Genomic DNA, 24,074 nt, shown 5'->3' with positions numbered 1-24,074 from the left:
CACTTTTTCATCCATCGGTTTCACCTCATTCCACGGCATAACGTGCTCCAGTTGTGCGTATCACAAACCAGAGAAGTGTTACCTATGTCCTTGGACGAATGTGTTACCTATGAGTGTGAACCTTACCGGGCGGCCTTCTTTTGGTTCTTTTCTTGGCCGTTCAAGAAAAGAACGCCCCCGCGGTGGCTACCGCTCCAAAATTAATGTGCCGAAGGCACTAATACTCTGTTTTTCTCCGTACCTTCCGTGTTTCAAGATTTGGGTTTTTCTCAGCAATCAACAGGCTTATTTCTTTTCTTCATCCTCAGGCTTTTTAGCCCTTGGGTGAGTTCGGTCGTATTCTTGTGCTAGGTGTTGGTAATCGAGGTGGGTATAGACTTGGGTGGTGGCGATGCTGGCGTGGCCGAGCAGCTCTTGCACGGCGCGTAAATCGTGTGAGCTTTGTAGTAAATGGCTGGCGCAGCTGTGGCGTAGTTTGTGTGGGTAGAGTGGTTCTTTAATATTGAGCTTGGTTTCCCAATATTTAATCCGTAGCTGTACCGCGCGGGTGCTGAGCGTGCCGCCGTTTTTTCCCACAAAAACCGTATTATCTTTTGGGCTTAGTTTGGGGCGCTCTACTAGCCAGCGGCGGATTGCTTCGCAAGCCACGCTGCCTACCGGTACTTGCCGAGTCTTGCCGCCTTTTCCCGTGACCACCGCCATGCCGTGGTTTAAATCTAAATCAAGTAAGTTAATCGATACCAATTCAGCCACCCGTAGGCCAGAAGAGTAAGCCAACTCAAAGATGGCTTTGTCTCGGCAAGCTAGGATTTCCTCATCGGGCATGTTTTCTAAAAAGCCTGAGGTGTCGTCAATGGTCATTGCCGCAGGTAGTTTTTTTGCGGTTTTGGGTGGCTTTACACCGTCAGCGGGGTTCATTGGCCAGTGAAAATCCCGGCACATTAGGCGATAAAAAGTGCGCCATGTGGAGAGGGTACGAGCGATGGTTCTGGCCGATAGGCTGCGGCTGGTGAGTTTACGCACATAGCCACGAATTTCCTTAGGGGTTAGCGCTGCTAAATCATGGCCAGCGGCGCATTCCACTAGGGTGGCCATATCGCGCTCGTAGGCTGCACGCGTGTGTTCGCCGGCGCCTTTTTCACCTTCTAAATATTGAACAAAGTGCGCGAGCATGGCTTGTTTAGCGCTGATTTGCTCGGTGCTATCGCCTTTATCTGCGGCTTTACTGCTGCTGGAAAGCTCTTCCCCGCTGGCTAAGGGAAGACGCTCCGTGGTGGCTTGCATCACACTTCTTCAGTTAGCAGCATCGGCTCATCATTTGGTTCAAACTGAGGCACGGCGCGGCGAATGGATGCAGAGACTAAATCAGATAGGCGTTGTAAATACAGCGTGCCCATATCAGGGTAAAAGCGCTCAATATCTTCGCTGGCCATTACCAGTATGCCAAATGGCTCTCCGCCACCAGTGCGCAGAGCAAACTGGGCGAAGGATTTAAGTTTGTTGGCTTCGCATTCAAACCATGTCAGCACTTCATCGGTCACATAGGGGCCGCAGTAAGGCGATACTAGATTTTGCGCCAGTTTTTGTACGGCCTCGCCCACGGGGGCAAATTCACGCAGATTACAATCGCTATCTAGCCACAGGCGCAGCGCAATATGTGGCACGCCAAAGCGGTGTTGCAGATGGTATTCCAGCGTGCCTATCATGCTGGCTAGATCGTCGGCTTGCATCAGGCTAACGCTAAGCTGGTGCAGTTTTTCAGAGATATGATCGTTTTCTTCACCAAACTGCAGCAGATCGCCTAGGCGCAGCTCAAGGGAGCGATTCTTTTCACGTAAGGTGAGTAGCTGGCGCTCAGCCAGCGAAATCGCTTGGCCACGGTGGCTGTGGGGCACGTAAATTTGCGCCAGCTCGTCGGCGTATTGATCAAAAAATGCGGGGTTGTCTTTAAGCCAAGCGACAATTTCATTGGGCTGCATATTGTTCTCCAAGGTTGCCAAGGCTGATCTCACCATTAAATACCGTCACAGCAGGGCCGCTCATCCAAACTGCTTCGCCTGCTTGCCAGCTAATAGTCAGCTCACCGCCATGGGTGATCACACGAACACTGGGGTTGAGTAAGCCACGGCGAATACCTGCCACGACAGCCGCGCAAGCGCCTGTGCCACAAGCTAGGGTTTCGCCTGCAGCGCGTTCAAATACCCGTAGTTTAATTTGGTCTCGATTCACGATTTGCATAAAGCCGACGTTAACCTTGGCTGGGAAGCGCGCATGCGTTTCAATTTTGGGGCCAAGGCTGGCAACAGGGGCGCTGTCCACATCGCTTACCACTTGCACGGCATGCGGGTTGCCCATCGATACCACGCTGATATCAATACTCTGCCCATCTACATCTAGCGGATGAATGATTAGATCTGCATCGCTGATAAAGGGAATTGCTGCTGGGGAAAATTGCGGCACGCCCATGTTCACCGTGACATTGCCATTGTCTTCTAGGCGGGGGTAAATCACCCCACGTGCGGTGCTGACGGCAATTTCACGTTTATGACTTAAGCCTTTATCAAACACAAAACGGGCAAAACAGCGTGCGCCATTGCCGCATTGCTCCACTTCACTACCGTCATTATTAAAAATGCGGTAGCTAAAGTCGATATCGGGCAGGTTTGAGGCTTCTACTAATAAAAGCTGATCAAAACCAATGCCAAAATGCCGATCGCCTAATTGCCGGATGGTGGCGCTATTGAGCTGGATGTCTTGGTTGACTCCATCAATCACCATAAAGTCATTGCCTAGGCCTTGCATTTTAGTGAACTGAATTTTCATATTACTGGCGCGCCGCTGAATGATTTTACTAAAGGTAAACGGTGCAGAAGTTTATGGCAATGTATGTGGTGATTTTTTCGCAGCATATATTACAGATAATTCAATATATTCTACCAAAGCATCGCTAAAGCTAGGGCTTCAGGCTGAATATCTTGGTTTAAGAATGGTTTGATTAATTCTAATTTGTCATTCCTACTTTGGTGGGAATCCAGCATTTATAAACGGATCGCCGACTCATATTATTGGAGGCGAGAGTTTGTGCAGATCTTTTGGGGTTGGTTTAAAGGTGAGGCACAAAAATAAACAAGGACTGACTGTTGTGGTAAGTTGCTGGTTTGTTTGAAAGCCAATTAACAGCATAGTCTCCTTGCTCTACTGACGATGTGTTTAATTTTGTGTTTAATTGCGTACTTCTCCTTGCTGTTTATTAAAGGAATGATCAAATGTTAAAACTTAGCTTATTACTTGCCACTTGCCTTATCACAGGGACTGCTCAGGCGCGTAACGAAGGAAGTGAAATACTGCAAAGTGGTTTGGCCTCGGTGCTGCTGTCGCCAGTATTGTCATTGCAAGGCAAGCCGGTTGAGGCTTCTATCGCGTTTCCTTTGGGGGTTAGTCTTACTGTGGTAGGGGTGGGCAAGCTGACGGCAGAAGGCAGTATGTTGACTATCGAGCGGGTTAGCGATGGCAGCCGTTATATGGTGAAAGTCAGCGAGGCCATGCTTAAAGAGTTAGGCATTGCAGTGGGGACATCGGTTAAAACGATTGCCGAAAGCACCGGCTATGCCTTGATTGCTTCGGGAAAACTGCTGGCATTTATTCCTAATGAGCTGGGCGAGGCATTGCTGCATCAATCTAAAGTTTCAGAAAAATAAAGGGCAGTTATGCGCTTAAATCAATGGCTGTGTGGCCTGATGGCTGTGTTGTTGCTCCCTCTTGCTTGGGCGGGACGAGCCTGCCAAGAGACATCCCCTAATACGGAAACATTCCGCCAAGCAATGGCTACTGGCTACGTCAATATGCAGCAATTAGATAAGCTGAACCCCAAGGTGGCAATGATTGCCCGCGTTGGGCAAGACTTATCGGCTTACCGTTTACGCTTTTCTCATATGGGTTTTGTTTGGCACGATCCTAAGGCGCAAGGCCAGTGGCGAGTCATGCATTTATTAAATCAATGTGGCACAGCACAATCGGATTTATGGCGTGAAGGGCTGGCCAATTTTTTTATGGATGAGCCTTTTGCATATGATTCGATGATTATTGTTCCCCCCTCAGAGGTGCAAGATAAATTGCAAATTTGGTTGAGCGAGCAAGGCAAAATGGAGCAATTGCATGGTGATAAATACAATATGCTGGCCTATCCGTTTTCGACTCAATATCAAAATTCAAATCAATGGGTATTAGAGGGGCTGGCTGCAGCCATGAGCCATGACCTTGCTATTCGTAGCCGTGCGCAAGCGCAGCAATGGCTAAAGCTGATGAATTACCAGCCAACTGAGCTACGCATTAATACCTTTAAGCGCTTAGGCGGGCGGATGTTTCGTGCCAACATTGCTTTTGATGATCACCCGACAGACCGCCGGATGGCAGGAAGAATCGATACGATCACGGTTGATTCTATCGTCAATTTTTTGCAGCAAGCCAGCCCTGAAAGCCGTAATTATGTCGTTGAGGCAAAACCGCTACCTGAGCTCCATTAATTATCGTTTTCTTGCCTTAAAAGCAAATAGCCAGTGCTCGTCGGGGTGAGGGCAAAGCTCAATCAGGCCTTGTTCGGCTAAGCAGCGTAAGCGCCACATGGCGAGTACATCGCTGCGGAAGAAATCGCTGCTGGCAGATATCCAGCGGCTAGCAATCTCGCTGCAAGGCAGGTAGTTTTCTTCGATAAGAGCCAGCATTTCTGCATCGAGAGCGGTTTGGGAGTGGTGATGAAAGTAGCTACCATCCCAGCCGCGAAAGGCGCTGGGCTGCTGGCGGATGGCTTGCCATTCGCTGGCTAATTCTTGCAGCAAGGCAGGTGATAGCGTTTGGCTGTTGGTGGCTTGAATAATGGGCAGTGGCATTAGGCTGAGTGGCACTTGCCCTGCAATATAGCTGTTTAGCCCCGTGCTATCGGGCGTGATGAGTTTAAAAGTTTGTTGGGTTTTATAGCGCCACCACGCCAATCTGCGCAGTAAAAGTGCCTCACCGCATGAGTTCCCTATCCATAGGGTGAGATCTGCGGGCAAAGAGGCGAGTTGGGCGTTGCCAGCGGGCAGCACATCGTTAAAATCAAAGCTGGATTGCGGGAATACTGCGTCCCAAAAATGCACTCTGGCCGCTGGGTAGGCGTCATCAATATCGATCAGCGGCCCAACGGCTAGATCATCGCGGTGGATGCGGATATCGGCATAGGGGCCTAGGCTGGTTCGTAGTAGGTCTGCAGCGCAATCGCCTAAGACCAGATGGCAGCTCACAGGCATAGCTGTAGATATTCAATCTTGATACAGCGATTCATCACCACAAACAAGCCCGCCGCCTTGGCGCGTAATGCTGCGGCTTCATTAATAATGCCGAGTTGAATCCAGATTGCGGGGATTTGCAACTGGATGGCCTCATCCACAATAGCGTCGATCTGATCGCTGGCCCGAAATACATTCACTAAATCCACTTTGCTGGGTAGATCGCTTAGGCTGGCATAGGCGGTTTCGCCCAGTACGCTTTCGGTGTAAGGGCGTACGGGGATAATCTGATAGCCGGCTTTTTGCATGATGGCAGATACGCCAAAGCTAGGCCGATCAGGCTTGGGCGATAAGCCTACTACGGCGATGTGGTGAATGCTAAGTAGAAACTGGCGAATCTCTTCATCGCTAGGGTTTTGGAAAACCATGAGTAAATCCTTCTTAGGGGCCCTTACCTTGCTCGCGTCGCTGCTATTTAACCCTCAAAACTCTGTGGACATAGCGAGCGGTGAGAATACGGATCACAGAGAGAAAAACGAGTTAAAAGCATGAGGGGTATTGGTTTTATTTGTAGAGGTTTGTCCCGTGGGCACAGGTGCCCACCCTAGGATTCATGTATTTTACAAATCTAAAACCATAATCCCATCGGCTTCAACCAGTGCGCCCTTGGGTAAGGCGGCGGCTTGGACTGCGGCTCGGGCGGGGTAGGGCTCGGTAAAATACTGGCCCATGATGTCATTTAGGGCGGCAAAGTTGCTGAGGTCGGTAACAAATACCCCTAGCTTAGCAATATTTTGCAGATCCCCACCTGCTGCCTGACATACTGCACGCAAGTTTTGAAAGACTTGATGGGTCTGTGCAGTAAAGCCTTCAGCCAAAATGCCACTGCTTGGGTCAAGGCCAATCTGGCCAGATAAATACACGGTATTGCCGATTTTTACGGCTTGCGAATAAGTGCCAACGGCTTTTGGGGCTTGCTCGCTTTGGATAATCGATTTTTTCATATCAAGACTCATTTTGGCCTCTGAATAACAAAACGCTCGCCTACTACCGCATAGTCTGGCCCGCCAAGGCGCGATAAAGGATCGAGTGGCCCGGGGTGGATGCGACCATCAACCAGTAAATCATCGGCCACGCCAAGGTGCACCACTTCTAGCAACATTAAATCTGCCACAACAGGGTCGCCCACTTCTATATGCATATGCAGGCGGCACTCCAAAGCAACGCCACAATCGGCAAGGCGGGGAGGCTTTACTGCGGTGGAGGGGGTAAGCGCCAGACCTAGGGCTGTAGCTTCACTTTCATTTGGGCCAAAAGCGGCGGCGCTGGCATTTACTTGTGGGGCGTGGCCACGGGATGGCAGGTGGACAACACATTCACCCGTTTGCAAAATATTGCGCGCGGTGTCTTTTAGCATGGCATTGTCGTGGCGGCGATTAATACTGACCGATACAATCATTGGCTCGTTAGAAACAATATTAAAGTAGGAAAACGGCGCAACATTCACGATACCGGCAGTATTTTGGCTGTTTATCCACGCAATAGGGCGAGGCACAACGCAATCGCTGATTAAAGCGTATTTTTCATCGGGTGATAACGCCGATATGGTTAATTCCATGCTTGTTGCCCTAAGAGTATTGAGCGTAAATGGGGGCATAAGTGATTAACTCAAGCCACATAGATTTCTAGTATTGTTATAGCTTGCGGCAATATGCTGGCCTTCATGATGATCGTATAAGCTGAGGCTTGTTGTTGCCGCATATTAGAGTAAGCCCTGCATTCCACATAAGGCTTTGATTTATCTTAAATACCGCAGACGCGCGGGTAAACCTGCATTAATCGAGCCTATATGATTCAAAATTGTTTTTATCAGCAATGCTATGTAGAATCACGCCCCCTTTTGCCGTTCGGATCAGGCCTGTGACTTCTCCTTCTTTTGCTCGTGCCTGCGGCATCGATTTTGGTACTTCTAATTCCACGGTAGGCTGGGTGCGCCCTGGTGCTAACACCTTGATTTCCTTGGAAGATGGTAAGGCCACGCTACCATCAATGGTGTTTTTTAATGCTGAAGAAGATTCCGTTTGCTACGGCCGAGCCGCCATGGGCGAATATTTAGAGGGTTATGAAGGGCGCTTGATGCGTTCTTTAAAAAGCCTCTTAGGCAGCAGCTTGATTGATGCACAAACCGAGGTAAATGGCCGAGCCTTGCCGCTGCGTGGCTTGCTGGCAAAATATATTGGCGAGCTTAAGTTGCGGGCAGAAACAGCAGCAGGCAGGCCGTTCGAGCAGGCAGTATTTGGCCGCCCAGTTCATTTTGTTGACGACGATGCGGCAGCCGATGCGCAGGCTGAAAAAACCCTCGCCGAGATTGCCTATCAGGTTGGTTTTAAAGAAATCAGCTTTCAGTTTGAGCCGATTGCGGCCGCTTTTCATTACGAGTGCAGTATTCAAAAAGAAGAGCTAGTGCTGATTGTGGATATTGGTGGCGGTACTTCAGATTTTTCTTTGGTGAGATTATCGCCAGAGCGGGCTCAGTTGCTGGATCGCCGCGAAGACTTATTGGCCAGTGCTGGCGTGCATATTGGTGGTACAGATTTTGATAAGGCGCTGAGCTTAGCGGGTGTCATGCCTTTGTTGGGGTATAAAACGCGGCTTAAAAATAACTCAGAAGTCCCATCCGGTACTTTCTTTAATTTGGCGACCTGGCACACCATCAATTTTGCCTATACCCGCCGTTCTTGGACCGATCTAGTCGATGTTTACCGCGATGCACTAGAGCGGGATAAATTAGATCGTTTAATGAGCTTGATTGAGCAGCGTGCTGGGCATTGGTTGGCAATGCAGGTGGAGGACGCAAAAATTGCTTTGTCCGCAAACGAGCGCACCATCCTAACGCTGGATCGCCTCGAAGATGGGCTAACGCATGAGCTAAGCCGCGCAGAGTTTGATTCCTCGATTGAGCGTTTGGTAGAGAGCGTAGAAAAAACTGTCACAGGCTTGCTGACCACGGCAGGGATTCGTGTAGAGCAGGTGGATACCGTGTTCTTTACCGGCGGCTCCAGCGGTGTGCCGCTATTACGCAGCCAAGTTGCCGCGCTCTTACCCAATGCCCGCCATGTAGAAGGTGATTTATTTGGCAGCATCGGCACGGGTTTGGCGGTGGAAGCGGCAAGGCGGTTTGGCTGATTAGCTGTTGTAGGGTGGGCTCAGTTTTATCGTGCCCATGCAGCAAATTATGCTCGGGTGGGCATAAAAAAATGCCCACCCGAGCTTGGTTTTTACTCGATTTTAAGTTTTTCTCCGCGCCTACAGATCTCAGGTTTGAGCCCTTACTTCTTCGCTTTGATAATCACAAATTTGGCGTTTTGTGCGATCAGCTCGATCTGCCTAAAATTTTTCTTTAACGCTGCCTGATAGTCTAAATGCCGGTTTGCCACGATCCATAACTCGCTGTGGGCGCTCATGCACTCTTTGGCCTGTGCAAACATGCTCAGCGCAATATCCGTGGTAACGGTGTTTTGCTGATGAAATGGCGGGTTAATCAGAATCAGCTCAAAAACCTGCTGATTTGCCACGGCACTGGCAAGGCCATCGCCGTGTTGAATCTGGTAGGTGGCGTTTGGAAAGTTAGCAGTAAAGCTGAGCCTTGCCGATGTCACTGCCGCAAGAGATTCATCAAATAAATGCAGCCCTGTCTCGGGGTGCAAGCGATGGTAGGCCAAAGACAGCAAGCCATTGCCACAACCCACGTCGACCACCGACTCTACCTTGGGCAAGCGATCAAAATGCTCAATAAAAAAGCGCGAGCCAATATCTACTTTTTGCTCGGCAAAAACACCTGGCGCATTGTGGAGTGTTAGGTTTAGCTCGGGCATGGTTTGTAGATATGGGCTAGTTACAGCTTGGTTTGGCCTCAGGCTGGCTTGGTACATACGCGCTTTACGCTGCGTGGGCAGGTATTCCACCTCGTCGCAATAATCCTTAATTATCGCCAGATGCCCATTGCTCACGTGCTTTTGCATGCCGGAGAAATACAGCGTTAAAGGCTCGTTTAAGCGATTTGCGATTTGCTGTAGCTGTGCAGCAAATAAAGAAAGCGATTTTGGCAGTTTAACCAGGGCATAGTTAAGTGCTTGCCCAGTGTAAGTCTCGAAGCTTTGCTGGCTATTGATTTCAATGGCGTGGCGTGAGCACCATGAATCGTTGATGTGAAAAATCAGCGCACCAGAGCATAGGCTCGCGGCAGAGTGCAGCGCACCAAAGCTATCATTAATCAGCAAAACGGGGGCATCGGCGCGGATAAATTCAGCCAGGTATTCATCACTGGCATCCCATGCACGTAAGTCTTTGGCGTGTTTAGCTGGGTAGCGCTGCAGGCTGAGCGCGGCAAAATCGATAGTGCTGGCGGACATTTTTATTCTTTATCAATGATGCCAGACTCAAGGCTCTGGCTAAAATAGCGATTCTACCAGCTGCGGGTAGCGGATCGGCAGCCAGTAGGTTTATTGCCGCTGTAAAATGGCAAGTTGTCACTGGCTGCTAATTGCTATTAGAAAAATTTTAATTAGTCATCCCCGAATGTTTTATCAGGGGATCCAGCGTAAACACTGGATTTCCGCTCGCGCGGGGATGACGAAATTGAATAAACCAGAGTTTACTTAGGAAAACCATTCTAACCCTCGCTTTTACGCGAGGGTTTTTTTACGGCTTTAGCCCGCCGAGGCTAGTGGTTTTAGGTTTAAATCTTACTATGTTGGATTTGCTGGCGCTAGTTTTGTTTGCCATCGTTTTATGGTTAAGTGTTTGTATTTAAATGAAATATTTAAAACTACTAGAGCGCTTTTATTTGCTTCGCGCCCGATACGCCGGTTTTTTGCCGCAGGCAAGGCACTATTTGCTTACAGATTGTTGATCTCCATCAAATGGCTTATTTGTCGAAAATATAAAATATTTCGAAATTATTTAAATATTCGACAAAGAGGCCGAGCATGTCTAGTACTGAAGCTAGCCCCAAAATTGGGGTGTCAACCTTTGTCATGATCACTGCTGCCGTTGTAGTAAGCGTTCGTACGCTGCCTATGACTGCGCAGCCAGGGATGATGACGATTTTCCTAACCTTGGCTGCGGCCTTGTTGTTCTTGGTTCCTACGGCCTTAGTGGCCGCAGAGCTGGCAACAGCTTGGCCACAAGATGGTGGGATCTTTATTTGGGTGCGTGAGGCCTTTGGCGAGCGCCTAGGTTTTGTGGCTGTTTGGATGCAGTGGATTCAAATGGTATTTGGCATGACATCGATCATCATGATCATCGCTGCCACTATCGCCTATGTGGTTGATCCGGCTTTGGCTAGCAATAAATACTTTATGTTGGGAATGATTCTGCTGGTGTGGTGGGGCTGCACGCTGGTGAATCTGCAAGGGGTTAAAACCCTAGGCTGGGTTTCCACCATTTGTGTGAGCTTGGGTGTGTTCTTGCCAGGGATTGTGCTGATTATTGCCGGTATTGCCTATGTACTAGGCGGCAATCCCATCATGACCGATGTGTCTTTTAGCATGTCGAATATGATCCCGCACTTTAGCGATGCCGGTACTTTAGGTCTGTTTATCGGCTTTATCTTCGTGGTGATGGGGATGGAAGTCTCCGCCTCGAATGTGTCTTCTATTAAAGACGCGAAACGTAATTATCCGATTGCCATCATTCTGGTGTCGATCATCATGGTTTTCCTCTCGGTTGTTGGCTCTGCCGCCATTTTCGTGGCGATTCCTAAAGAAGAAATCTCAATGACTGCCGGTTTGATGCAGGCGTTTGAGCTCTACTTCACTAAATGGGGCATGCCTTGGTTAGCTCCGGTGATGGGTTTATCCATTGCGCTGGGTCTGATTGGTCAGGTTAATTCTTGGGTGCTTGGCCCGGTACGTGGGCTACAAGCCACGGCTAATTCAGGTGCATTACCTGCCTTCTTGCAAAAATCAAACAAGCACGGCGTGCCCGTTACCTTGGTCATTATCCAAGCGGTTGCCATTAGCTTGGTCGGCGTGTTGATCACTGTGATCCCTGATGTAGATAACTTCTACTTTATGTTGATGGGGCTGACGGGGCTGGTTTATCTGGTGGCCTATCTGATTATGTTTGCCGCAGCCATCTGGCTTCGCTACAAACGCCCAGATATTGAACGCAGCTTCAAAGTACCTGGTGGCAATTTAGGCATGTGGATCGTTTCCGGCATGGGTTTTGTGATGTCGCTGCTCGCTGCTTACCTTGCGTTTATTCCACCTGGCAGCTTTAAAGGCTCCGCATCGGGTTACTTCATGTTTCAGCTGATCGGGCTGATTGTGATGCTGGTGATTCCCTTCCTTGTCTATGCCTACGGCCAAAAAGATAAATTACGTCAAGCGAAAAAACTGCAAGTTGTGGCTGCAAATAAGGCCGCCAAGCAAGAAGCACTTGATGAGCAACACGCTGCTGCGCACTAAGCGCCGGCTCAAAATTAATTAATCAGGAGTTCAAAATGTTTAAAACCTCAATGAACGTTGATGCGCTGTTTCTTGGCCCAAAATCAGAAAATCGTGAATTCTTTAAAGAAATGGTTGATTACGCGGTGGATGAGCATATTCACTGGCGTGCAGATTTTCACCCGGAAGATGCTCCTCTGCTTACTCCAATGGATCAGCATCAGCCTGATTTCCGTAATACGCTTTATCGCACCGAAGGCATTTTGCGTCAGCTGTCTTCCAAGCTAAAAACCACTTCAGTGCCTTGGTTCTCGCCGCGTTATTTAGGCCATATGAATGCCGATACGCTGATGGTTTCTAATATCGCTTATGTAATGACCATGCTTTACAACCCAAACAATTGTGCGCATGAAGCGTCTCCTACGACCACCGAGCTTGAATTAGAAGCAGGCCGTGATCTGTGTGCGATGTTTGGTTACGACGTACAAAAGTCATGGGGCCACATTACTTCTGGCGGTACGGTTGCTAACTACGAAGGCGTTTGGGTTGCGCGTAATCTGAAATCCCTGCCTTTAGCCATTGCTCAGCATGAAAAAGCTAAAGATTTAGTGGCTGGCATGAGCGAACAGCAATTACTGAATATGTCGCCAACAGCCATTCTGGATTTGTCTGACGAGCTGAAAAAACGTGGTCTGTTTGAAGAAGTGCGTGCGCTGACTGTACGTGGTGTGGGTGTTAAACAAGGCCAGCTGGGTAAATTTCTTGTGCCAATGTCTAAGCATTATTCATGGATGAAAGCCATGGATGTGATGGGTATTGGTCAAGAGCATATTGTTCCGCTGCCAGTGGATGAAAACTACCGCACCGACGTTGAAACAATGCGCGCCATTACCTTTAAATTGATCGAAGAAGGTACGCCTATCCTCGGTATGGTGGCGGTAGTGGGTACAACCGAAGAAGGCTCGATTGATCAAGTAGATGAAGTGATCAAGCTGCGCCGTGAATGTGAAGAAAAATTCGGCGTGTCTTTCTATGTTCACGTTGATGCGGCTTACGGTGGTTATGTCCGCGCGATGTTCCTTGATGAAAACAGCAAATTCATGGAATACGATGCACTCGTTGCCCGTTATCGCGCCGAAGATATTATCCCTGAAGGCGTAACTTGGCCTAAACGTGCGGTGTACGAAGGCTTTAAAGCGATGTCTGAAGCCGATTCGATTACGGTGGACCCGCACAAAGCTGGCTTTATTCAATACGCTGCCGGTGCGGTATGTATGAAAGACAAGCGCATTGTTGATCTGATCTCCTACCACGCGGCCTATGTATTTGAAGAAGCTGATGATGCGGGTGAAGAACAAAATGTGGTGCTGGGCTCATCCATTATGGAAGGCTCTAAAGCCGGTGCAACCGCTGCGGCAGTATGGGCAGCGCATCGCTTAGTGCCACTGAATATTTCAGGCTACGGCAAGGTCATTGGTCGCGGTATTGTGACTGCCGATTGGTTTGCACAAAAGCTAGCCATGGCAAAACCGATTGTGGTGGGTAATCGTCGCTTTGAATTGCGCCCATTGATGCACCCAGATTTCCATATGGTGAACTTCACCTTTAAGGAAATCGGCAATCCAAGCTTGGAAGACCATAACCGTCTGAATCAACGCATGTACGAAGTGTGCTCTTACTCATCGGGCCGCACCTATAGCAATGATTTCCTGACTTCATCCACTTCGCTCGCCTTTGACGAATACGGTGATACCCCTTGGATGTACGCTGAAAGCCGTGGTTTCAGCCGCAAAGAATGGGATAAAACCCAAAGCGTTTACATCTTGCGCGCTGCGGTGATGACTCACTTCTTGCGTGATCCACAAGGCTTTGAAGACTACTGGACTAATCTGCGCGCCATTTTTGCAGAAAAACTAGGCCATATCATCGATATGGAAGCCAAAGAAGCCAATCAATTAAAAGCTGCTTAATGCAAAAAAACCCGCCTCAGCCGAGGTGGGTTTTTTGCCATCGAAGAGATCAATGTTTCTATTCAAGTTAATTATCAGATCAATCCGCTTATTTGTGCGGGATGATTAAAAGGTTGGGCTATGTTTGCGATTAACTACAAAGCGGTGGGCGCTACGCTGCTGATTTCCGGCACCATGCTGGGGGCAGGAATGCTGGCATTGCCTCTGGTTTCCTCTGGAATGGGCTACACCTACGCTAGCCTTGCACTGGTCTGTATCTGGCTGCTGATGACCTATACCGCGTTGATGCTGCTGGAAGTCTCACTGGCCTTTCCTGAGGGCAGTGGTTTTGATGTAATGGCACAAAGTTTGTTCGGCAACAAAGGTTTGTGGATTATCAACGCCTCCTTGTTACTGCTTTTATATGCACTTTCTGGTGCGTATATCTCTGGTGCTGCCTCGTCCTATACCTCAAATATTAAACAGTATTTGGGAATCGATGTCCCTTCTGCCGTCGTTGCGGCGATCTTTACCCTGCTAATCGGCTCTATTGTCTATATGAGCACCGGCGCAGTAGACCGCGTTAATCGCGTACTGTTTAGCTTGAATGTATTTATCTTCTTTGCCATGGCAATCACTATTCAGCCCTATGTAAATCAAGGCAATTTAAATAATTCCCAGGATTCCAGTCGCTATATTTATGCGGCTTTTCCGGTGTTTATAACTGCCTTTGGCTTTCATGGCAGTATCCCCAGCATGGTGAAATATATTGGCCGTGATAAGCCACAAACGCTGCGCAATATTTTTATCCTTGGCGGGCTTATTCCGCTATTGGTCTACGGCATTTGGGAATATTGCAGTCTCGGCCTCGTGCCCAGAATGGGGGAGAATAGCTTTCTGACGCTGGCGGAAAACCAAGGCTCGGTGGGCATGTTTCTTGATTTTATTCATGCAAGCACCAGTAATCGCTGGATACCTAGTTTAATTAGTTTGTTTTCATCCATTGCTCTGTTTACCTCTTATCTTTGCGTCTCCTTAGGATTGTTTGATTCGGTGGCAAGCAGTATTGGTTGGAAAGATTCTAAGCATGATCGCTTAATTACGGCTCTGGCCACTTATCTTCCACCGTTTGTATTTGCATGGATTTACCCAGAAGGCTTTGTATTAGCGCTGGGGGCTGCCGCTATTTTCCTATCCATACTGGCGATTTTATTCCCAGCTCTGGCGCTATATAAATTGCGTAGGCAAACCACATACAGTGCGGATTGGCGAGTTCCTGGCAATGCCTGCTCATTTTGTACCGTGACGACGATGGGCTTGTGCATCATTGTTTTTCAAATTATGAAAATGCAGAATTTATTACCGATTTGCTGATCCCCACTTACTTATTGTTTAGATGGAGCATGCTATGAAAGAATCAAATTTAATTAGCCAGTTACAAGAGCGAGGCTTGATTGCGCAAGTAACCGATGCCGCAGCACTCGATGCCATCCTCGCGCAGAAATCCGTTACGCTTTATTGTGGCTTTGATCCAACGGCAGATAGCCTGCATCTAGGCCATCTTGTGCCATTGCTGGCTTTAAAGCGTTTTCAAATGGCAGGCCATCGCCCTTTGGCTTTGGTGGGCGGCGCGACCGGTATGATTGGTGATCCTAGCTTTAAAGCCACTGAGCGTTCACTCAATACGCCTGATGTGGTTGCTGGCTGGGTGGATAAGATTCGCAAGCAAGTCTCGCCATTCTTAGATTTTGACTGTGGTGCCAATAGTGCAGCCATGGTGAACAATAACGATTGGTTTGCAGGCATGGATGTGCTGAGCTTCTTGCGCGATATCGGCAAGCATTTCTCCGTGAATGCCATGATTAATAAAGAATCGGTAAAGCAAAGGCTGAACCGTGATGAAGTGGGTATTTCATTTACCGAGTTTGCCTACAGCCTGCTGCAAAGTTATGACTTTGCAGTATTAAATAAGAGCCATGATTGCCAACTGCAATTGGGCGGCTCTGATCAATGGGGCAATATTACGGCAGGGGTTGATCTGACTCGTCGGATGAATCAGCAGCAGGTGTTTGGCATTACCATGCCGCTGATTACTAAATCAGATGGCACTAAGTTTGGTAAGAGCGAAGGCAATGCCATTTGGCTGGATCCAAGTAAATGCTCGCCTTACAAGTTTTACCAGTTCTGGCTGACCACATCGGATGACGATGTTTACCGCTTTATGAAGTACTTTACCTTTATGACTCTGGCTGAAATTGATGCCATTGAAGCGGCAGATCGTGCTAGCGGCGCAGCCCCAAGCGCACAGCGTATTTTGGCAGATCATGCTACGGAGTTAGTACATGGTAAGGCGGCTTTGGAGGCGGCTAAGCGCATCAGCCAGAATCTATTTGCAGAAGATCAAAGTGCTTTAACCGAAGAAGATTTTCAGCAATTAGCACTAGATGGCGTTCATCATCTCGAGCTGGGTTACACAGAAACTAGCTTGGCTGATGCTTTGGTTGCCTCAGAGCTTGCTAGCTCAAAAACCCAAGCGCGTAGTTTTATTGAAAGCGATGCAGTGAGTATTAATGGTCAAAAGGTAAGCGATGTTGCTTACCATATGGGGGCGATCAACCATCGCTTTGGTAGTTATACCCTGCTGAGGCGTGGCAAAAAGAACCATTGCTTGATTGTTTGGAAGTAATTGTTTTACTGATCAATAGTCAGTAAATTGAATCACCATTCTGTATGGCTTTGCCTTGCTAGGATGGTGATTTTTTTATGTATTTTTATGCCGCAACTTTTACGTGCATTGCACTATTTTTGGATCTCTTATGAATATTCTTTCTATTCAATCGCATGTGGTGTTTGGCCATGCTGGCAATAGTGCGGCAGTGTTTCCAATGCAATGCATGGGGGCAAATGTTTGGCCGCTCCATACAGTACAGTTTTCTAACCATACCCAATATGGTCACTGGGCAGGAATGGTGATGCCAGAGGCGCAGATTAGCGAATTAGTGGCAGGTATTGCTAAGACTGGGCAGTTGGCAGAATGCAATGCGCTGTTGTCTGGATATATTGGTAGTGCGGGGCAGGGCGATCATATTCTTAAAGCATTACAACTTGTTAGAGAAGCTAATCCTTTAGCGATTTATCATTGTGATCCCGTGATGGGCCACCCGCTAAAAGGCTGCATTGTAGCGCCTGGTGTGGCCGAGTTTTTAATTGAACGGGCTATTCCGCAAGCCAATATTGTATCGCCCAATCAATTAGAATTAGAAATGATCGTTGGCAGAAAGCTGTACAGTTTGGTGGAAATTGTTGCGGCTTGTCATGAGCTGCTGGCAAAAGGGCCGCAAACAATTCTGATCAAACATCTGCATTACCAAGACAAAAAACCAAGCGATTTTGAAATGCTGGCACTCACCGCTGATGAGGCCTGGCTGATTCGCCGGCCTATTCTAGAGTTTGATAAAGAGCCAGTTGGAGTGGGGGATATGACTTCGGCGATATTCTTGGCCAGCCTACTCACGGGTAAGCCTATTGTGGAGGCGCTGGAGCACACCACCGCCGCGGTGTACGGCGCTTTACTTGAGACGGCAAGGCAATTACGTTATGAGCTGGCTGTGGTGGCGGCTAAGCAGGAATATACCTGCCCATCGCAACTGCTATCTGCCTTTAGGCTTTAAGTCTTTGGTGGAGTTTTACTCTTTCGGAAAAGTTTTCTGGGCTTAACGATTCGGCCAGATCAATCACGTGCTGGTAATGCTCTTCAATTAGTTGTAGTGATAATTGAAGATCTCTTGCCAGCACGGCATCCATAATAACTTTGTGTTCACCATGGTCGTGATAGCGGGTCACTTGATCTAAGTCACCATTAAGCCAAATATGCCGATAGCGCTCTAATTGATTATAAATACTCTCTAGGGTGGAAAGCATCATTGGCGAGTTGCAGGCCTGAATCAGCGCAATATGAAAAGCAATATGGCGCTCGCCCCATTCTTCGTAATCTACATCCGGCTGATCGAGTTGAATACGCTCCATGCGATGAAATGCAGTAATAATGCTTAGCTCCCATTCTTCATCGCCGCGCTGCATGGCTTTTTCTAAAGCAATGCCTGCAATGGCTCGTCTTGTCGTCAGAATGTCGCGTAATTCATCTAAAGAAATAGGCGCAACCCTAAAGCCTTTTTGTGGCTCCATAACCACAAAATGTTGCCAAACCAATTGCACTAAAGCTTCGCGAATTGGCGTGCCGCCTACTTGATAATACTGCTTTAATTCATTCATTTGCAGTTTATCACCGGGCAAAAAACGGCCTAGTAAAATGTCACGGCGAATCGCCTTAACCATTTGATCAGAAAGAGTAGTACTGCTTGGGATTGTTTTTATTTTATTCACGGAGCCGCTCTAATTCGCTGTGCAATTAAATAATTATTGCAAGAAGCAAACATCATAGCGCAATCATGGGGGAGGCCACAGGCAATAACCACAAAAAAATCAGGGGAACTATTGATTCGTAGTTTGGCAGAAATGAAAAACGGCCCCATTTTATTGGAGCCGTTCTTTTTATACTGGTGGCCCGTCTCGGAATCGAACCAAGGACACGCGGATTTTCAATCCGCTGCTCTACCAACTGAGCTAACGGGCCGCATAAAGCGGTTTAAAGCCAGTCAGATTAACAACATCTAACCTTATAAGAACTTGGTGGCCTGTCTCGGAATCGAACCAAGGACACGCGGATTTTCAATCCGCTGCTCTACCAACTGAGCTAACAGGCCGCTGAGAGGTCGCTATTAAAGCCTATTTTCTTCGACCCGTCAACCCTTATTCTGATTTTTAGTGAAAAAGGCGGATATTTTTATATTTCGCTATATAAAATTAGTGGGACAATAAATACGCATTAAAAAAGGCTGCAGTAGCGGTTTTATGGGGTCGCCATTCAAAATGTCTCTAATAAAACGTAGGCTATGAAGTGCTCTTGTCCCTTCGTGCTGAATCGCTGAGCATGGTTTTACGCGGCTTATGCGTGTAGCGATGTGCTTAGCAAGGAAATGCGCTTAAATTGATTTTTTTTTAAACATTGTGAGAATACGCTTAGCTTATGTTTATTAATGAATTAATAAATAGCTGCAAGCATTTTTAAGGATGAATGACGTACATTATACAAAATAATCGCCGCATCCTGCTTGACGTAGGTCAGATCCTTATCTAGAATGCGCTTCTCTTGTTGAGGGGGGGTTACCCCAGCGGTCAACGGGTCCGGACTGTAAATCCGGCGGCTTAGCCTTCGAAGGTTCGAATCCTTCCCCCCCCACCAAATAAAGTAATGCGTAGTGAAGAGTCTGCGTAACTGGTTGTATAGCTGTAATTAAAATGCGGGTGTAGCTCAATGGTAGAGCAGAAGCCTTCCAAGCTTACGACGAGGGTTCGATTCCCTTCACCCGCTCCAAAAAAGATTAGCGTGCCGTTGTAGCTCAGGGGTAGAGCACTCCCTTGGTAAGGGAGAGGTCGCGGGTTCAATTCCCGCCAACGGCTCCAATCGCTTGGTATATTTTCAAGTTCTCGAGATAGGAAATATCATGGCAAAAGAAAAATTTACGCGCACGAAGCCACACGTAAACGTCGGTACAATTGGTCACGTTGACCATGGTAAGACTACGCTGACTGCTGCGATTTCGACTATTTTGTCGAAGAAATTTGGTGGTGAGGCGAAAGACTATTCGCAGATCGATAGTGCGCCTGAAGAAAAAGCTCGCGGTATTACCATTAATACCTCGCACGTTGAATACGAAACAGAAACTCGCCACTACGCACACGTTGATTGTCCAGGTCACGCGGATTACATCAAAAACATGATTACCGGTGCTGCGCAAATGGATGGCGCGATTCTGGTTTGTTCTGCTGCTGATGGCCCAATGCCGCAAACGCGTGAGCATATCTTGTTGGCTCGTCAGGTTGGTGTTCCATACATCATTGTTTACCTGAATAAAGCTGACTTGGTTGATGATACAGAATTGCTTGAATTAGTAGACATGGAAGTTCGTGAGCTACTAAGTAAATATGATTTCCCAGGTGATGATACGCCGATTATTGTTGGTTCTGCTCGTATGGCGCTGGAAGGTGATCAGTCTGAGCACGGCGAGCCTTCAATTTTCCGTCTTGCAGATGCTTTAGACTCGTATATTCCGCTGCCAGAGCGTGCTGTTGATGGTGCTTTCTTGATGCCGGTTGAAGACGTGTTCTCGATCTCAGGTCGTGGTACTGTAGTAACTGGCCGTGTAGAGCGCGGTGTTGTTAAGGTTGGTGAAGAAATTGAAATTGTTGGTATTGTGCCAACAGTTAAGACGACTTGTACTGGTGTTGAAATGTTCCGTAAGTTGCTTGATCAAGGTCAGGCTGGCGATAATATCGGTGCGTTGCTGCGTGGTACTAAGCGTGAAGATGTTCAGCGTGGTCAGGTTCTGGCTAAGCCAGGTTCGATCACTCCGCACACGAAGTTTGAAGGTTCGGTGTACGTATTGTCAAAAGATGAGGGTGGTCGTCACACTCCATTCTTTAATGGTTACCGTCCGCAGTTCTTTTTCCGTACTACAGACGTAACGGGTTCAGTTGATTTGCCAGAAGGTACCGAAATGGTAATGCCTGGTGATAATGTTGAAGTTACCGTTAGTCTGATTGCTCCAGTTGCCATGGAGCAGGGTCTGCGCTTCGCGATTCGTGAGGGTGGCCGTACGGTTGGTGCTGGTGTTGTTGCAAAAGTTATTGAATAAAAGAGGTTTACAAAAGAGGGTTGAATTGTTATAGTTCTGCCCTCCCGTAGGCGAGTAGCTCAATTGGTAGAGCACCGGTCTCCAAAACCGGGGGTTGGGGGTTCGACACCCTCCTCGCCTGCCACGGTTTAGACATCAGAGCCGTTTCCATAGGGAACGGCTCTGTTTTATCCAAGTTTCCGAATCGGACAAATGGTTAGCATCGATAAAATCAAGATCGCAGCAGCACTGCTGTTGGTTGCATTGGGCGTTACTGGGTTCTACCTGGTTCCGACTGATCAAGGGGTTGTCCGTTCACTGCCTGTGGTGCTTAGTTTGGCACTTGCAGGTTTTGTGCTATGGTTTTCAGGTCCGGGTCGTGCGTTTGTGGATTACGCGCGTGACTCAATTAAAGAGGCGCAGAAAGTTGTGTTTCCGACTCGAAAAGAAACCTGGCAGATGACGGGCGTTGTATTCCTGTTCGTAGGGGTGCTGTCTCTCTTTATGTGGGCAGTCGACTCTGGTCTGACATGGGTATTCTATGATCTGATTTTGGGTCGTGGCTAAGTAAACGGGAAAGCGGAGTATCTGAATGTCTATGCGTTGGTATGTGGTACACGCCTATTCCGGCTTTGAGAAAAGTGTGCAAAAGGCGCTGATTGAGCGGATCGAACGTGCAGATATGTTGCACTTATTCGGTCAGATCTTAGTGCCGGTTGAAGAAGTGATGGAAGTGAAGGCTGGCACTCGTAAGCTGACCGAACGGAAGCTCTTCCCGGGTTATGTCTTTGTTGAGATGGAAATGGGTGATGAAACCTGGCACTTGGTAAAGAGTACTGCCAAGGTTAGCGGTTTCATTGGTGGTGTGGGTAATCGGCCTACACCTTTGCCTGAGCGTGAAGTTAAATCTATGCTTCAGCAAGTGCAGGAAGGGGTTGAAAAGCCGCGTCCTAAAATCTTGTTTGAAGTGGGCGAGGAGCTTCGTGTTACAGAAGGCCCGTTTGCAGACTTTAATGCAACTGTTGTGGATGTAGATTACGATAAGAGTCGGATTAAAGTTTCTGTACTTATCTTTGGTCGTGCAACACCAGTTGAAGTGGATTTTGCACAGGTTGAAAAGATCTGATCTGTGTAGTGTGGTGCCGATGAGGTGCCGATAGGGGAGCGAGTTTTTTTGCTCGCGTTTGACCCGAATTTAGGAGTTTTAAATGGCTAAGAAAATTATTGGCTATATCAAGCTGCAAGTGCCAGCTGGTAAAGCAAATCCATCGCCACCGATTGGTCCAGCTTTGGGTCAACGTGGTCTGAATATTATGAATTTCTGCAAGGAATTCAATGCGGCTACTCAAGGTATCGAGCCAGGTCTGCCAATTCCTGTAGTTATTACTGCTTTTGCAGACAAATCATTTACCTTCGTGATGAAGAGCCCACCAGCAACGATCTTGCTGAAAAAGGCTGCTGGTATCACTAAGGGTAGCGCTAAGCCACATACTGACAAAGTTGGTTCTGTGTCACGCGCTCAGCTTGAAGAAATCGTTAAGACCAAGAATGCTGACTTGACCGGTGCAGATATGGACGCAGCTGTGCGTACTATCGCTGGTTCAGCTCGTTCGATGGGTCTGACCGTGGAGGGTGTGTAAATGGCTAAGCTATCTAAACGCCTGAAGGCACTGAATGCAACTGTTGATTCAAACAAGTTGTACGCTGTTGATGAAGCGATTGCGCTGGTTAAGGCCGCTGCAACTGCTAAATTTGTTGAATCAATCGACGTTTCTGTTAATTTAGGTATTGACGCACGTAAGTCGGATCAAGTGGTTCGCGGTGCTGTTGTATTGCCTAAAGGTACTGGTAAGTCAGTTCGCGTAGCAGTGTTCGCACAAGGTGCAAATGCTGAAGCTGCTCGTGCTGCTGGTGCAGAAATCGTTGGTTTCGACGATTTAGCTGAATCGATCAAAGCCGGTAATATGGACTTCGACGTTGTTATTGCTTCTCCAGATGCAATGCGCGTTGTTGGTCAATTAGGTCAGATCTTAGGCCCACGTGGCCTGATGCCTAACCCGAAAGTCGGTACTGTAACTCCGAACGTTGCTGAAGCAGTTAAAAATGCTAAAGCCGGTCAAGTTCAATACCGTACTGACAAGGGTGGTATCGTGCACGCTACTTTGGGTCGCGCTACTTTTGAAGTGGCTGATCTGAAAGAAAACTTGTTAGCGCTGGTTGATGCGCTGCAAAAAGCTAAACCAGCTTCATCTAAAGGTGTATACCTGAAGAAGATCGCTGTATCGAGCACTATGGGTGTAGGCGTTCGCGTCGAAACCGCTTCGGTAGTAGCTTAAGTATTATTAGGGTCAGTCAAGCGACTGATCCTGTCGACTTTGGGCTTGGCAAAATATCGCCAAGGTTGTCAAAGACCGTAGGTGCCATAAGATCTCTTGTGGCTTAATCCGGCTCCCAAAAGCCAGCCTACGCAGACGGTGCGCCCGAATCTATAGGTTCTAAATGCATTGCCCTTGTGGCATTGTTGTTAGCTCTCCTGAATTAAAGGTCGCCGTTTGATTGGGTGGTGCGATTTATTCGCGCTGAACTACTAACCAATGGAGGTAGACCTTGAGTCTCAATCTTGAAGACAAAAAGGCGGTAGTCGCTGAGATCGCAGCAGAAGTTGCTACAGCTCAGACGATTATTATCGCTGAATACCGAGGTATCGGCGTTGCAAGCATGACTACACTGCGCAAACAAGCGCGTGAGTCAGGTGTGTTCCTGCGTGTTCTGAAAAACACGCTGGCACGCCGTGCGGTTGCAGGAACTCCGTTCGCTGAGTTGGCAGACCAAATGGTTGGCCCACTGGTGTACGGTATTTCCGAAGACCCAGTAGCTGCAGCAAAAGTTTTGGACACATTCGCAAAGAAAGACGCGAAAATTGTGATCAAGGCTGGTTCTTATGATGGTAAGGTAATGAATGCAGAAGAAGTATCTGTTCTTGCATCTATTCCAAGCCGTGAAGAACTGCTGTCCAAGTTGCTGTACGTTATGCAAGCACCGATGGCTGGTTTCGCACGTGGCCTTGCCGCGCTGGCAGAGAAGAAGTCCGAAGGCGTTGCCGCTCCGGTGGAGGCTACAGAAGCCCCAGCCGAAGAAGCAACTGCATAAAAGACTACTTAAACACGATTGTTGTATTAAAACAGACAAGATTTTCAGGAGTATTAATAAATGGCTCTGACTAAAGACGATATCCTCGAAGCAGTATCTGCTTTAACCGTAATGGAATTGAATGAGCTGGTTAAGGCATTCGAAGAAAAGTTTGGCGTTTCTGCTGCTGCAGTTGCAGTTGCTGGCCCAGCTGCAGCTGGTGCTGCTGTTGAAGAAAAGACAGAATTCGATGTAATTCTGCTTGGCGCTGGCGCTAACAAAGTAGGTACCATCAAGATCGTTCGTGAACTGACAGGTCTTGGCCTGAAAGAAGCGAAAGACCTAGTTGACGGCGCTCCTAAGTCTGTGAAAGAAGGCATTTCTAAGGCTGATGCAGAAGCTATGGTTAAGAAACTCATCGAAGCTGGTGCAACAGCTGAGATGAAGTAAGCATTATTTAGTATGTAGTGAAGGCAGGCGGAGGAATCCGCCTGCCCTTTTGCGTTTGTGTCTATTGCTTAGCTTACAGCTGATCCCGATATATGTCGG

The 24,074-nt window shown here is 48.0% G+C and carries 25 protein-coding genes and 6 tRNA genes; 20 read left to right on the top strand and 11 right to left on the bottom strand.

The annotated features are described in order from the left end of the window. Window positions 1-285 precede the first annotated feature (285 nt). From Q0R17_RS15165 to dapF, 3 genes are read right to left on the bottom strand one after another with little or no spacing between them, the layout of a single operon-like run. Window positions 286-1,284, bottom strand: a complete 999-nt coding sequence (locus tag Q0R17_RS15165) for a tyrosine recombinase XerC (RefSeq protein ID WP_293936261.1) — start codon at window positions 1,282-1,284, stop codon at window positions 286-288. After that, window positions 1,284-1,979, bottom strand: coding sequence for a DUF484 family protein (locus Q0R17_RS15160; protein WP_293936237.1), 696 nt, complete (start codon window positions 1,977-1,979; stop codon window positions 1,284-1,286). Before Q0R17_RS15160 ends, Q0R17_RS15165 begins: the two co-directional genes overlap by 1 nt. Beyond that, the gene (gene dapF / locus Q0R17_RS15155) at window positions 1,966-2,823 is read right to left on the bottom strand and encodes a diaminopimelate epimerase (protein WP_293936235.1); all 858 of its coding nucleotides are present in this window, start codon (window positions 2,821-2,823) and stop codon (window positions 1,966-1,968) included. The genes Q0R17_RS15160 and dapF overlap by 14 nt, the downstream gene beginning before the upstream one ends. A gap of 19 nt (window positions 2,824-2,842) precedes the next feature. Between dapF and Q0R17_RS15150 the strand changes: the two genes are divergently transcribed. The 3 genes from Q0R17_RS15150 to Q0R17_RS15140 all read left to right on the top strand — a co-directional run bounded on the left by Q0R17_RS15150 (window position 2,843) and on the right by Q0R17_RS15140 (window position 4,523). Beyond that, window positions 2,843-2,995 carry a hypothetical protein gene (locus Q0R17_RS15150; RefSeq protein WP_293936233.1) on the top strand — a complete coding sequence of 51 codons (153 nt, stop codon included), beginning with the start codon at window positions 2,843-2,845 and terminating at the stop codon, window positions 2,993-2,995. A 271-nt stretch (window positions 2,996-3,266) separates the two neighbouring features. Further along, a complete protein-coding gene (locus Q0R17_RS15145; protein ID WP_293936231.1) occupies window positions 3,267-3,698 on the top strand; it encodes a hypothetical protein in 432 nt (143 codons plus the stop codon). A gap of 9 nt (window positions 3,699-3,707) precedes the next feature. Continuing rightward, a complete protein-coding gene (locus tag Q0R17_RS15140; protein ID WP_293936228.1) occupies window positions 3,708-4,523 on the top strand; it encodes a DUF2145 domain-containing protein in 816 nt (271 codons plus the stop codon). Here Q0R17_RS15140 and Q0R17_RS15135 read toward each other — a convergent pair whose 3' ends face one another. The 4 genes from Q0R17_RS15135 to Q0R17_RS15120 all read right to left on the bottom strand — a co-directional run bounded on the left by Q0R17_RS15135 (window position 4,524) and on the right by Q0R17_RS15120 (window position 6,882). After that, window positions 4,524-5,279, bottom strand: a complete 756-nt coding sequence (locus Q0R17_RS15135) for a DUF3658 domain-containing protein (RefSeq protein ID WP_293936226.1) — start codon at window positions 5,277-5,279, stop codon at window positions 4,524-4,526. It lies immediately after the preceding gene. Next, a complete protein-coding gene (locus tag Q0R17_RS15130; protein ID WP_293936223.1) occupies window positions 5,276-5,692 on the bottom strand; it encodes a CoA-binding protein in 417 nt (138 codons plus the stop codon). The genes Q0R17_RS15135 and Q0R17_RS15130 overlap by 4 nt, the downstream gene beginning before the upstream one ends. 192 nt (window positions 5,693-5,884) lie before the next feature. Next, window positions 5,885-6,268 (bottom strand): Rid family detoxifying hydrolase, encoded by a 384-nt coding sequence (locus tag Q0R17_RS15125; RefSeq protein ID WP_293936220.1) that lies wholly within the window; start codon window positions 6,266-6,268, stop codon window positions 5,885-5,887. An 8-nt stretch (window positions 6,269-6,276) separates the two neighbouring features. Further along, window positions 6,277-6,882 (bottom strand): flavin reductase family protein, encoded by a 606-nt coding sequence (locus Q0R17_RS15120; protein ID WP_293936218.1) that lies wholly within the window; start codon window positions 6,880-6,882, stop codon window positions 6,277-6,279. A 302-nt stretch (window positions 6,883-7,184) separates the two neighbouring features. On the opposite strand from Q0R17_RS15120, the gene Q0R17_RS15115 reads away from it, so the two are divergent. Further along, on the top strand, window positions 7,185-8,450 hold the full coding sequence (locus tag Q0R17_RS15115) for an Hsp70 family protein (protein WP_293936217.1): 1,266 nt from the start codon (window positions 7,185-7,187) through the stop codon (window positions 8,448-8,450). A gap of 143 nt (window positions 8,451-8,593) precedes the next feature. Here the strand turns inward: Q0R17_RS15115 and Q0R17_RS15110 are convergent, their stop codons facing one another. Next, entirely contained in the window at window positions 8,594-9,676 is a 1,083-nt protein-coding gene (locus Q0R17_RS15110; RefSeq protein ID WP_293936215.1) for a class I SAM-dependent methyltransferase, read from the bottom strand. Between the two features lie 576 nt (window positions 9,677-10,252). On the opposite strand from Q0R17_RS15110, the gene Q0R17_RS15105 reads away from it, so the two are divergent. The 5 genes from Q0R17_RS15105 (at window position 10,253) to pdxY (ending at window position 17,333) form a co-directional block, all read left to right on the top strand. Further along, entirely contained in the window at window positions 10,253-11,734 is a 1,482-nt protein-coding gene (locus Q0R17_RS15105; RefSeq protein ID WP_293936213.1) for an amino acid permease, read from the top strand. 35 nt (window positions 11,735-11,769) lie between these two features. Beyond that, window positions 11,770-13,683: a pyridoxal-dependent decarboxylase gene (locus Q0R17_RS15100; protein WP_293936211.1), complete on the top strand. Its 1,914-nt coding sequence runs from the start codon at window positions 11,770-11,772 to the stop codon at window positions 13,681-13,683. Window positions 13,684-13,803: 120 nt separating this feature from the next. Next, on the top strand, window positions 13,804-15,036 hold the full coding sequence (locus Q0R17_RS15095) for an amino acid permease (protein WP_293936210.1): 1,233 nt from the start codon (window positions 13,804-13,806) through the stop codon (window positions 15,034-15,036). Window positions 15,037-15,070: 34 nt separating this feature from the next. After that, the gene (tyrS, locus tag Q0R17_RS15090) at window positions 15,071-16,348 is read left to right on the top strand and encodes a tyrosine--tRNA ligase (protein ID WP_293936208.1); all 1,278 of its coding nucleotides are present in this window, start codon (window positions 15,071-15,073) and stop codon (window positions 16,346-16,348) included. 130 nt (window positions 16,349-16,478) lie between these two features. Further along, window positions 16,479-17,333, top strand: coding sequence for a pyridoxal kinase PdxY (gene pdxY, locus Q0R17_RS15085; protein WP_293936205.1), 855 nt, complete (start codon window positions 16,479-16,481; stop codon window positions 17,331-17,333). On the opposite strand, the gene Q0R17_RS15080 is transcribed toward pdxY, so the two are convergent. From Q0R17_RS15080 to Q0R17_RS15070, 3 genes are all read right to left on the bottom strand, one after another. After that, window positions 17,323-18,045, bottom strand: coding sequence for a GntR family transcriptional regulator (locus Q0R17_RS15080; RefSeq protein ID WP_293936203.1), 723 nt, complete (start codon window positions 18,043-18,045; stop codon window positions 17,323-17,325). The two genes, pdxY and Q0R17_RS15080, sit on opposite strands and share 11 nt — an antisense overlap. A 174-nt stretch (window positions 18,046-18,219) precedes the next feature. Then, window positions 18,220-18,295: transfer RNA gene (locus Q0R17_RS15075), tRNA-Phe, on the bottom strand. A gap of 54 nt (window positions 18,296-18,349) precedes the next feature. Further along, window positions 18,350-18,425 (bottom strand) — tRNA-Phe (locus Q0R17_RS15070). A 453-nt stretch (window positions 18,426-18,878) separates the two neighbouring features. Between Q0R17_RS15070 and Q0R17_RS15065 the strand changes: the two genes are divergently transcribed. The 11 genes from Q0R17_RS15065 (at window position 18,879) to rplL (ending at window position 23,975) form a co-directional block, all read left to right on the top strand. Further along, a tRNA-Tyr gene (locus Q0R17_RS15065) sits at window positions 18,879-18,964 on the top strand. Between the two features lie 58 nt (window positions 18,965-19,022). After that, window positions 19,023-19,096: transfer RNA gene (locus Q0R17_RS15060), tRNA-Gly, on the top strand. 14 nt (window positions 19,097-19,110) lie between these two features. Next, window positions 19,111-19,185, top strand: a tRNA-Thr gene (locus Q0R17_RS15055). Window positions 19,186-19,226: 41 nt separating this feature from the next. Next, entirely contained in the window at window positions 19,227-20,417 is a 1,191-nt protein-coding gene (tuf, locus tag Q0R17_RS15050) for an elongation factor Tu (protein ID WP_293936200.1), read from the top strand. Between the two features lie 48 nt (window positions 20,418-20,465). Beyond that, window positions 20,466-20,541, top strand: a tRNA-Trp gene (locus tag Q0R17_RS15045). A 68-nt stretch (window positions 20,542-20,609) separates the two neighbouring features. Further along, on the top strand, window positions 20,610-20,963 hold the full coding sequence (gene secE / locus Q0R17_RS15040; RefSeq protein WP_293936198.1) for a preprotein translocase subunit SecE: 354 nt from the start codon (window positions 20,610-20,612) through the stop codon (window positions 20,961-20,963). Window positions 20,964-20,988: 25 nt separating this feature from the next. Further along, window positions 20,989-21,522: a transcription termination/antitermination protein NusG gene (gene nusG / locus Q0R17_RS15035; protein WP_130105854.1), complete on the top strand. Its 534-nt coding sequence runs from the start codon at window positions 20,989-20,991 to the stop codon at window positions 21,520-21,522. 82 nt (window positions 21,523-21,604) lie between these two features. Further along, the gene (gene rplK / locus Q0R17_RS15030) at window positions 21,605-22,036 is read left to right on the top strand and encodes a 50S ribosomal protein L11 (RefSeq protein WP_130105853.1); all 432 of its coding nucleotides are present in this window, start codon (window positions 21,605-21,607) and stop codon (window positions 22,034-22,036) included. Then, window positions 22,037-22,732, top strand: coding sequence for a 50S ribosomal protein L1 (gene rplA, locus Q0R17_RS15025; RefSeq protein ID WP_293936194.1), 696 nt, complete (start codon window positions 22,037-22,039; stop codon window positions 22,730-22,732). 271 nt (window positions 22,733-23,003) lie between these two features. Next, window positions 23,004-23,546 carry a 50S ribosomal protein L10 gene (rplJ, locus tag Q0R17_RS15020; RefSeq protein ID WP_293936192.1) on the top strand — a complete coding sequence of 181 codons (543 nt, stop codon included), beginning with the start codon at window positions 23,004-23,006 and terminating at the stop codon, window positions 23,544-23,546. Between the two features lie 60 nt (window positions 23,547-23,606). Continuing rightward, complete coding sequence (gene rplL / locus Q0R17_RS15015) at window positions 23,607-23,975, top strand: 50S ribosomal protein L7/L12 (RefSeq protein WP_293936190.1); 369 nt, start codon at window positions 23,607-23,609, stop codon at window positions 23,973-23,975. Window positions 23,976-24,074 lie beyond the last annotated feature (99 nt).

Origin of the sequence: Iodobacter sp. (assembly GCF_025352645.1) — a bacterium.
Lineage (GTDB): Bacteria > Pseudomonadota > Gammaproteobacteria > Burkholderiales > Chitinibacteraceae > Iodobacter.
This window is presented reverse-complemented; position numbering and strand designations above follow the sequence as displayed.

Excerpts from the sequence above, each read along its gene's own strand:
- nusG (WP_130105854.1), top strand. The coding sequence starts at position 20,989 with ATGTCTATGCGTTGGTATGTGGTACACGCCTATTCCGGCTTTGAGAAA.
- Q0R17_RS15125 (WP_293936220.1), bottom strand. The coding sequence starts at position 6,268 with ATGAAAAAATCGATTATCCAAAGCGAGCAAGCCCCAAAAGCCGTTGGC.
- Q0R17_RS15140 (WP_293936228.1), top strand. The coding sequence starts at position 3,708 with ATGCGCTTAAATCAATGGCTGTGTGGCCTGATGGCTGTGTTGTTGCTC.
- Q0R17_RS15145 (WP_293936231.1), top strand. The coding sequence starts at position 3,267 with ATGTTAAAACTTAGCTTATTACTTGCCACTTGCCTTATCACAGGGACT.
- tyrS (WP_293936208.1), top strand. The coding sequence starts at position 15,071 with ATGAAAGAATCAAATTTAATTAGCCAGTTACAAGAGCGAGGCTTGATT.
- Q0R17_RS15120 (WP_293936218.1), bottom strand. The coding sequence starts at position 6,882 with ATGGAATTAACCATATCGGCGTTATCACCCGATGAAAAATACGCTTTA.
- rplL (WP_293936190.1), top strand. The coding sequence starts at position 23,607 with ATGGCTCTGACTAAAGACGATATCCTCGAAGCAGTATCTGCTTTAACC.
- pdxY (WP_293936205.1), top strand. The coding sequence starts at position 16,479 with ATGAATATTCTTTCTATTCAATCGCATGTGGTGTTTGGCCATGCTGGC.
- rplA (WP_293936194.1), top strand. The coding sequence starts at position 22,037 with ATGGCTAAGCTATCTAAACGCCTGAAGGCACTGAATGCAACTGTTGAT.
- rplK (WP_130105853.1), top strand. The coding sequence starts at position 21,605 with ATGGCTAAGAAAATTATTGGCTATATCAAGCTGCAAGTGCCAGCTGGT.
- Q0R17_RS15105 (WP_293936213.1), top strand. The coding sequence starts at position 10,253 with ATGTCTAGTACTGAAGCTAGCCCCAAAATTGGGGTGTCAACCTTTGTC.
- Q0R17_RS15095 (WP_293936210.1), top strand. The coding sequence starts at position 13,804 with ATGTTTGCGATTAACTACAAAGCGGTGGGCGCTACGCTGCTGATTTCC.
- Q0R17_RS15100 (WP_293936211.1), top strand. The coding sequence starts at position 11,770 with ATGTTTAAAACCTCAATGAACGTTGATGCGCTGTTTCTTGGCCCAAAA.
- Q0R17_RS15150 (WP_293936233.1), top strand. The coding sequence starts at position 2,843 with ATGATTTTACTAAAGGTAAACGGTGCAGAAGTTTATGGCAATGTATGT.
- secE (WP_293936198.1), top strand. The coding sequence starts at position 20,610 with ATGGTTAGCATCGATAAAATCAAGATCGCAGCAGCACTGCTGTTGGTT.
- Q0R17_RS15130 (WP_293936223.1), bottom strand. The coding sequence starts at position 5,692 with ATGGTTTTCCAAAACCCTAGCGATGAAGAGATTCGCCAGTTTCTACTT.
- dapF (WP_293936235.1), bottom strand. The coding sequence starts at position 2,823 with ATGAAAATTCAGTTCACTAAAATGCAAGGCCTAGGCAATGACTTTATG.
- Q0R17_RS15110 (WP_293936215.1), bottom strand. The coding sequence starts at position 9,676 with ATGTCCGCCAGCACTATCGATTTTGCCGCGCTCAGCCTGCAGCGCTAC.
- Q0R17_RS15165 (WP_293936261.1), bottom strand. The coding sequence starts at position 1,284 with ATGCAAGCCACCACGGAGCGTCTTCCCTTAGCCAGCGGGGAAGAGCTT.
- Q0R17_RS15160 (WP_293936237.1), bottom strand. The coding sequence starts at position 1,979 with ATGCAGCCCAATGAAATTGTCGCTTGGCTTAAAGACAACCCCGCATTT.
- tuf (WP_293936200.1), top strand. The coding sequence starts at position 19,227 with ATGGCAAAAGAAAAATTTACGCGCACGAAGCCACACGTAAACGTCGGT.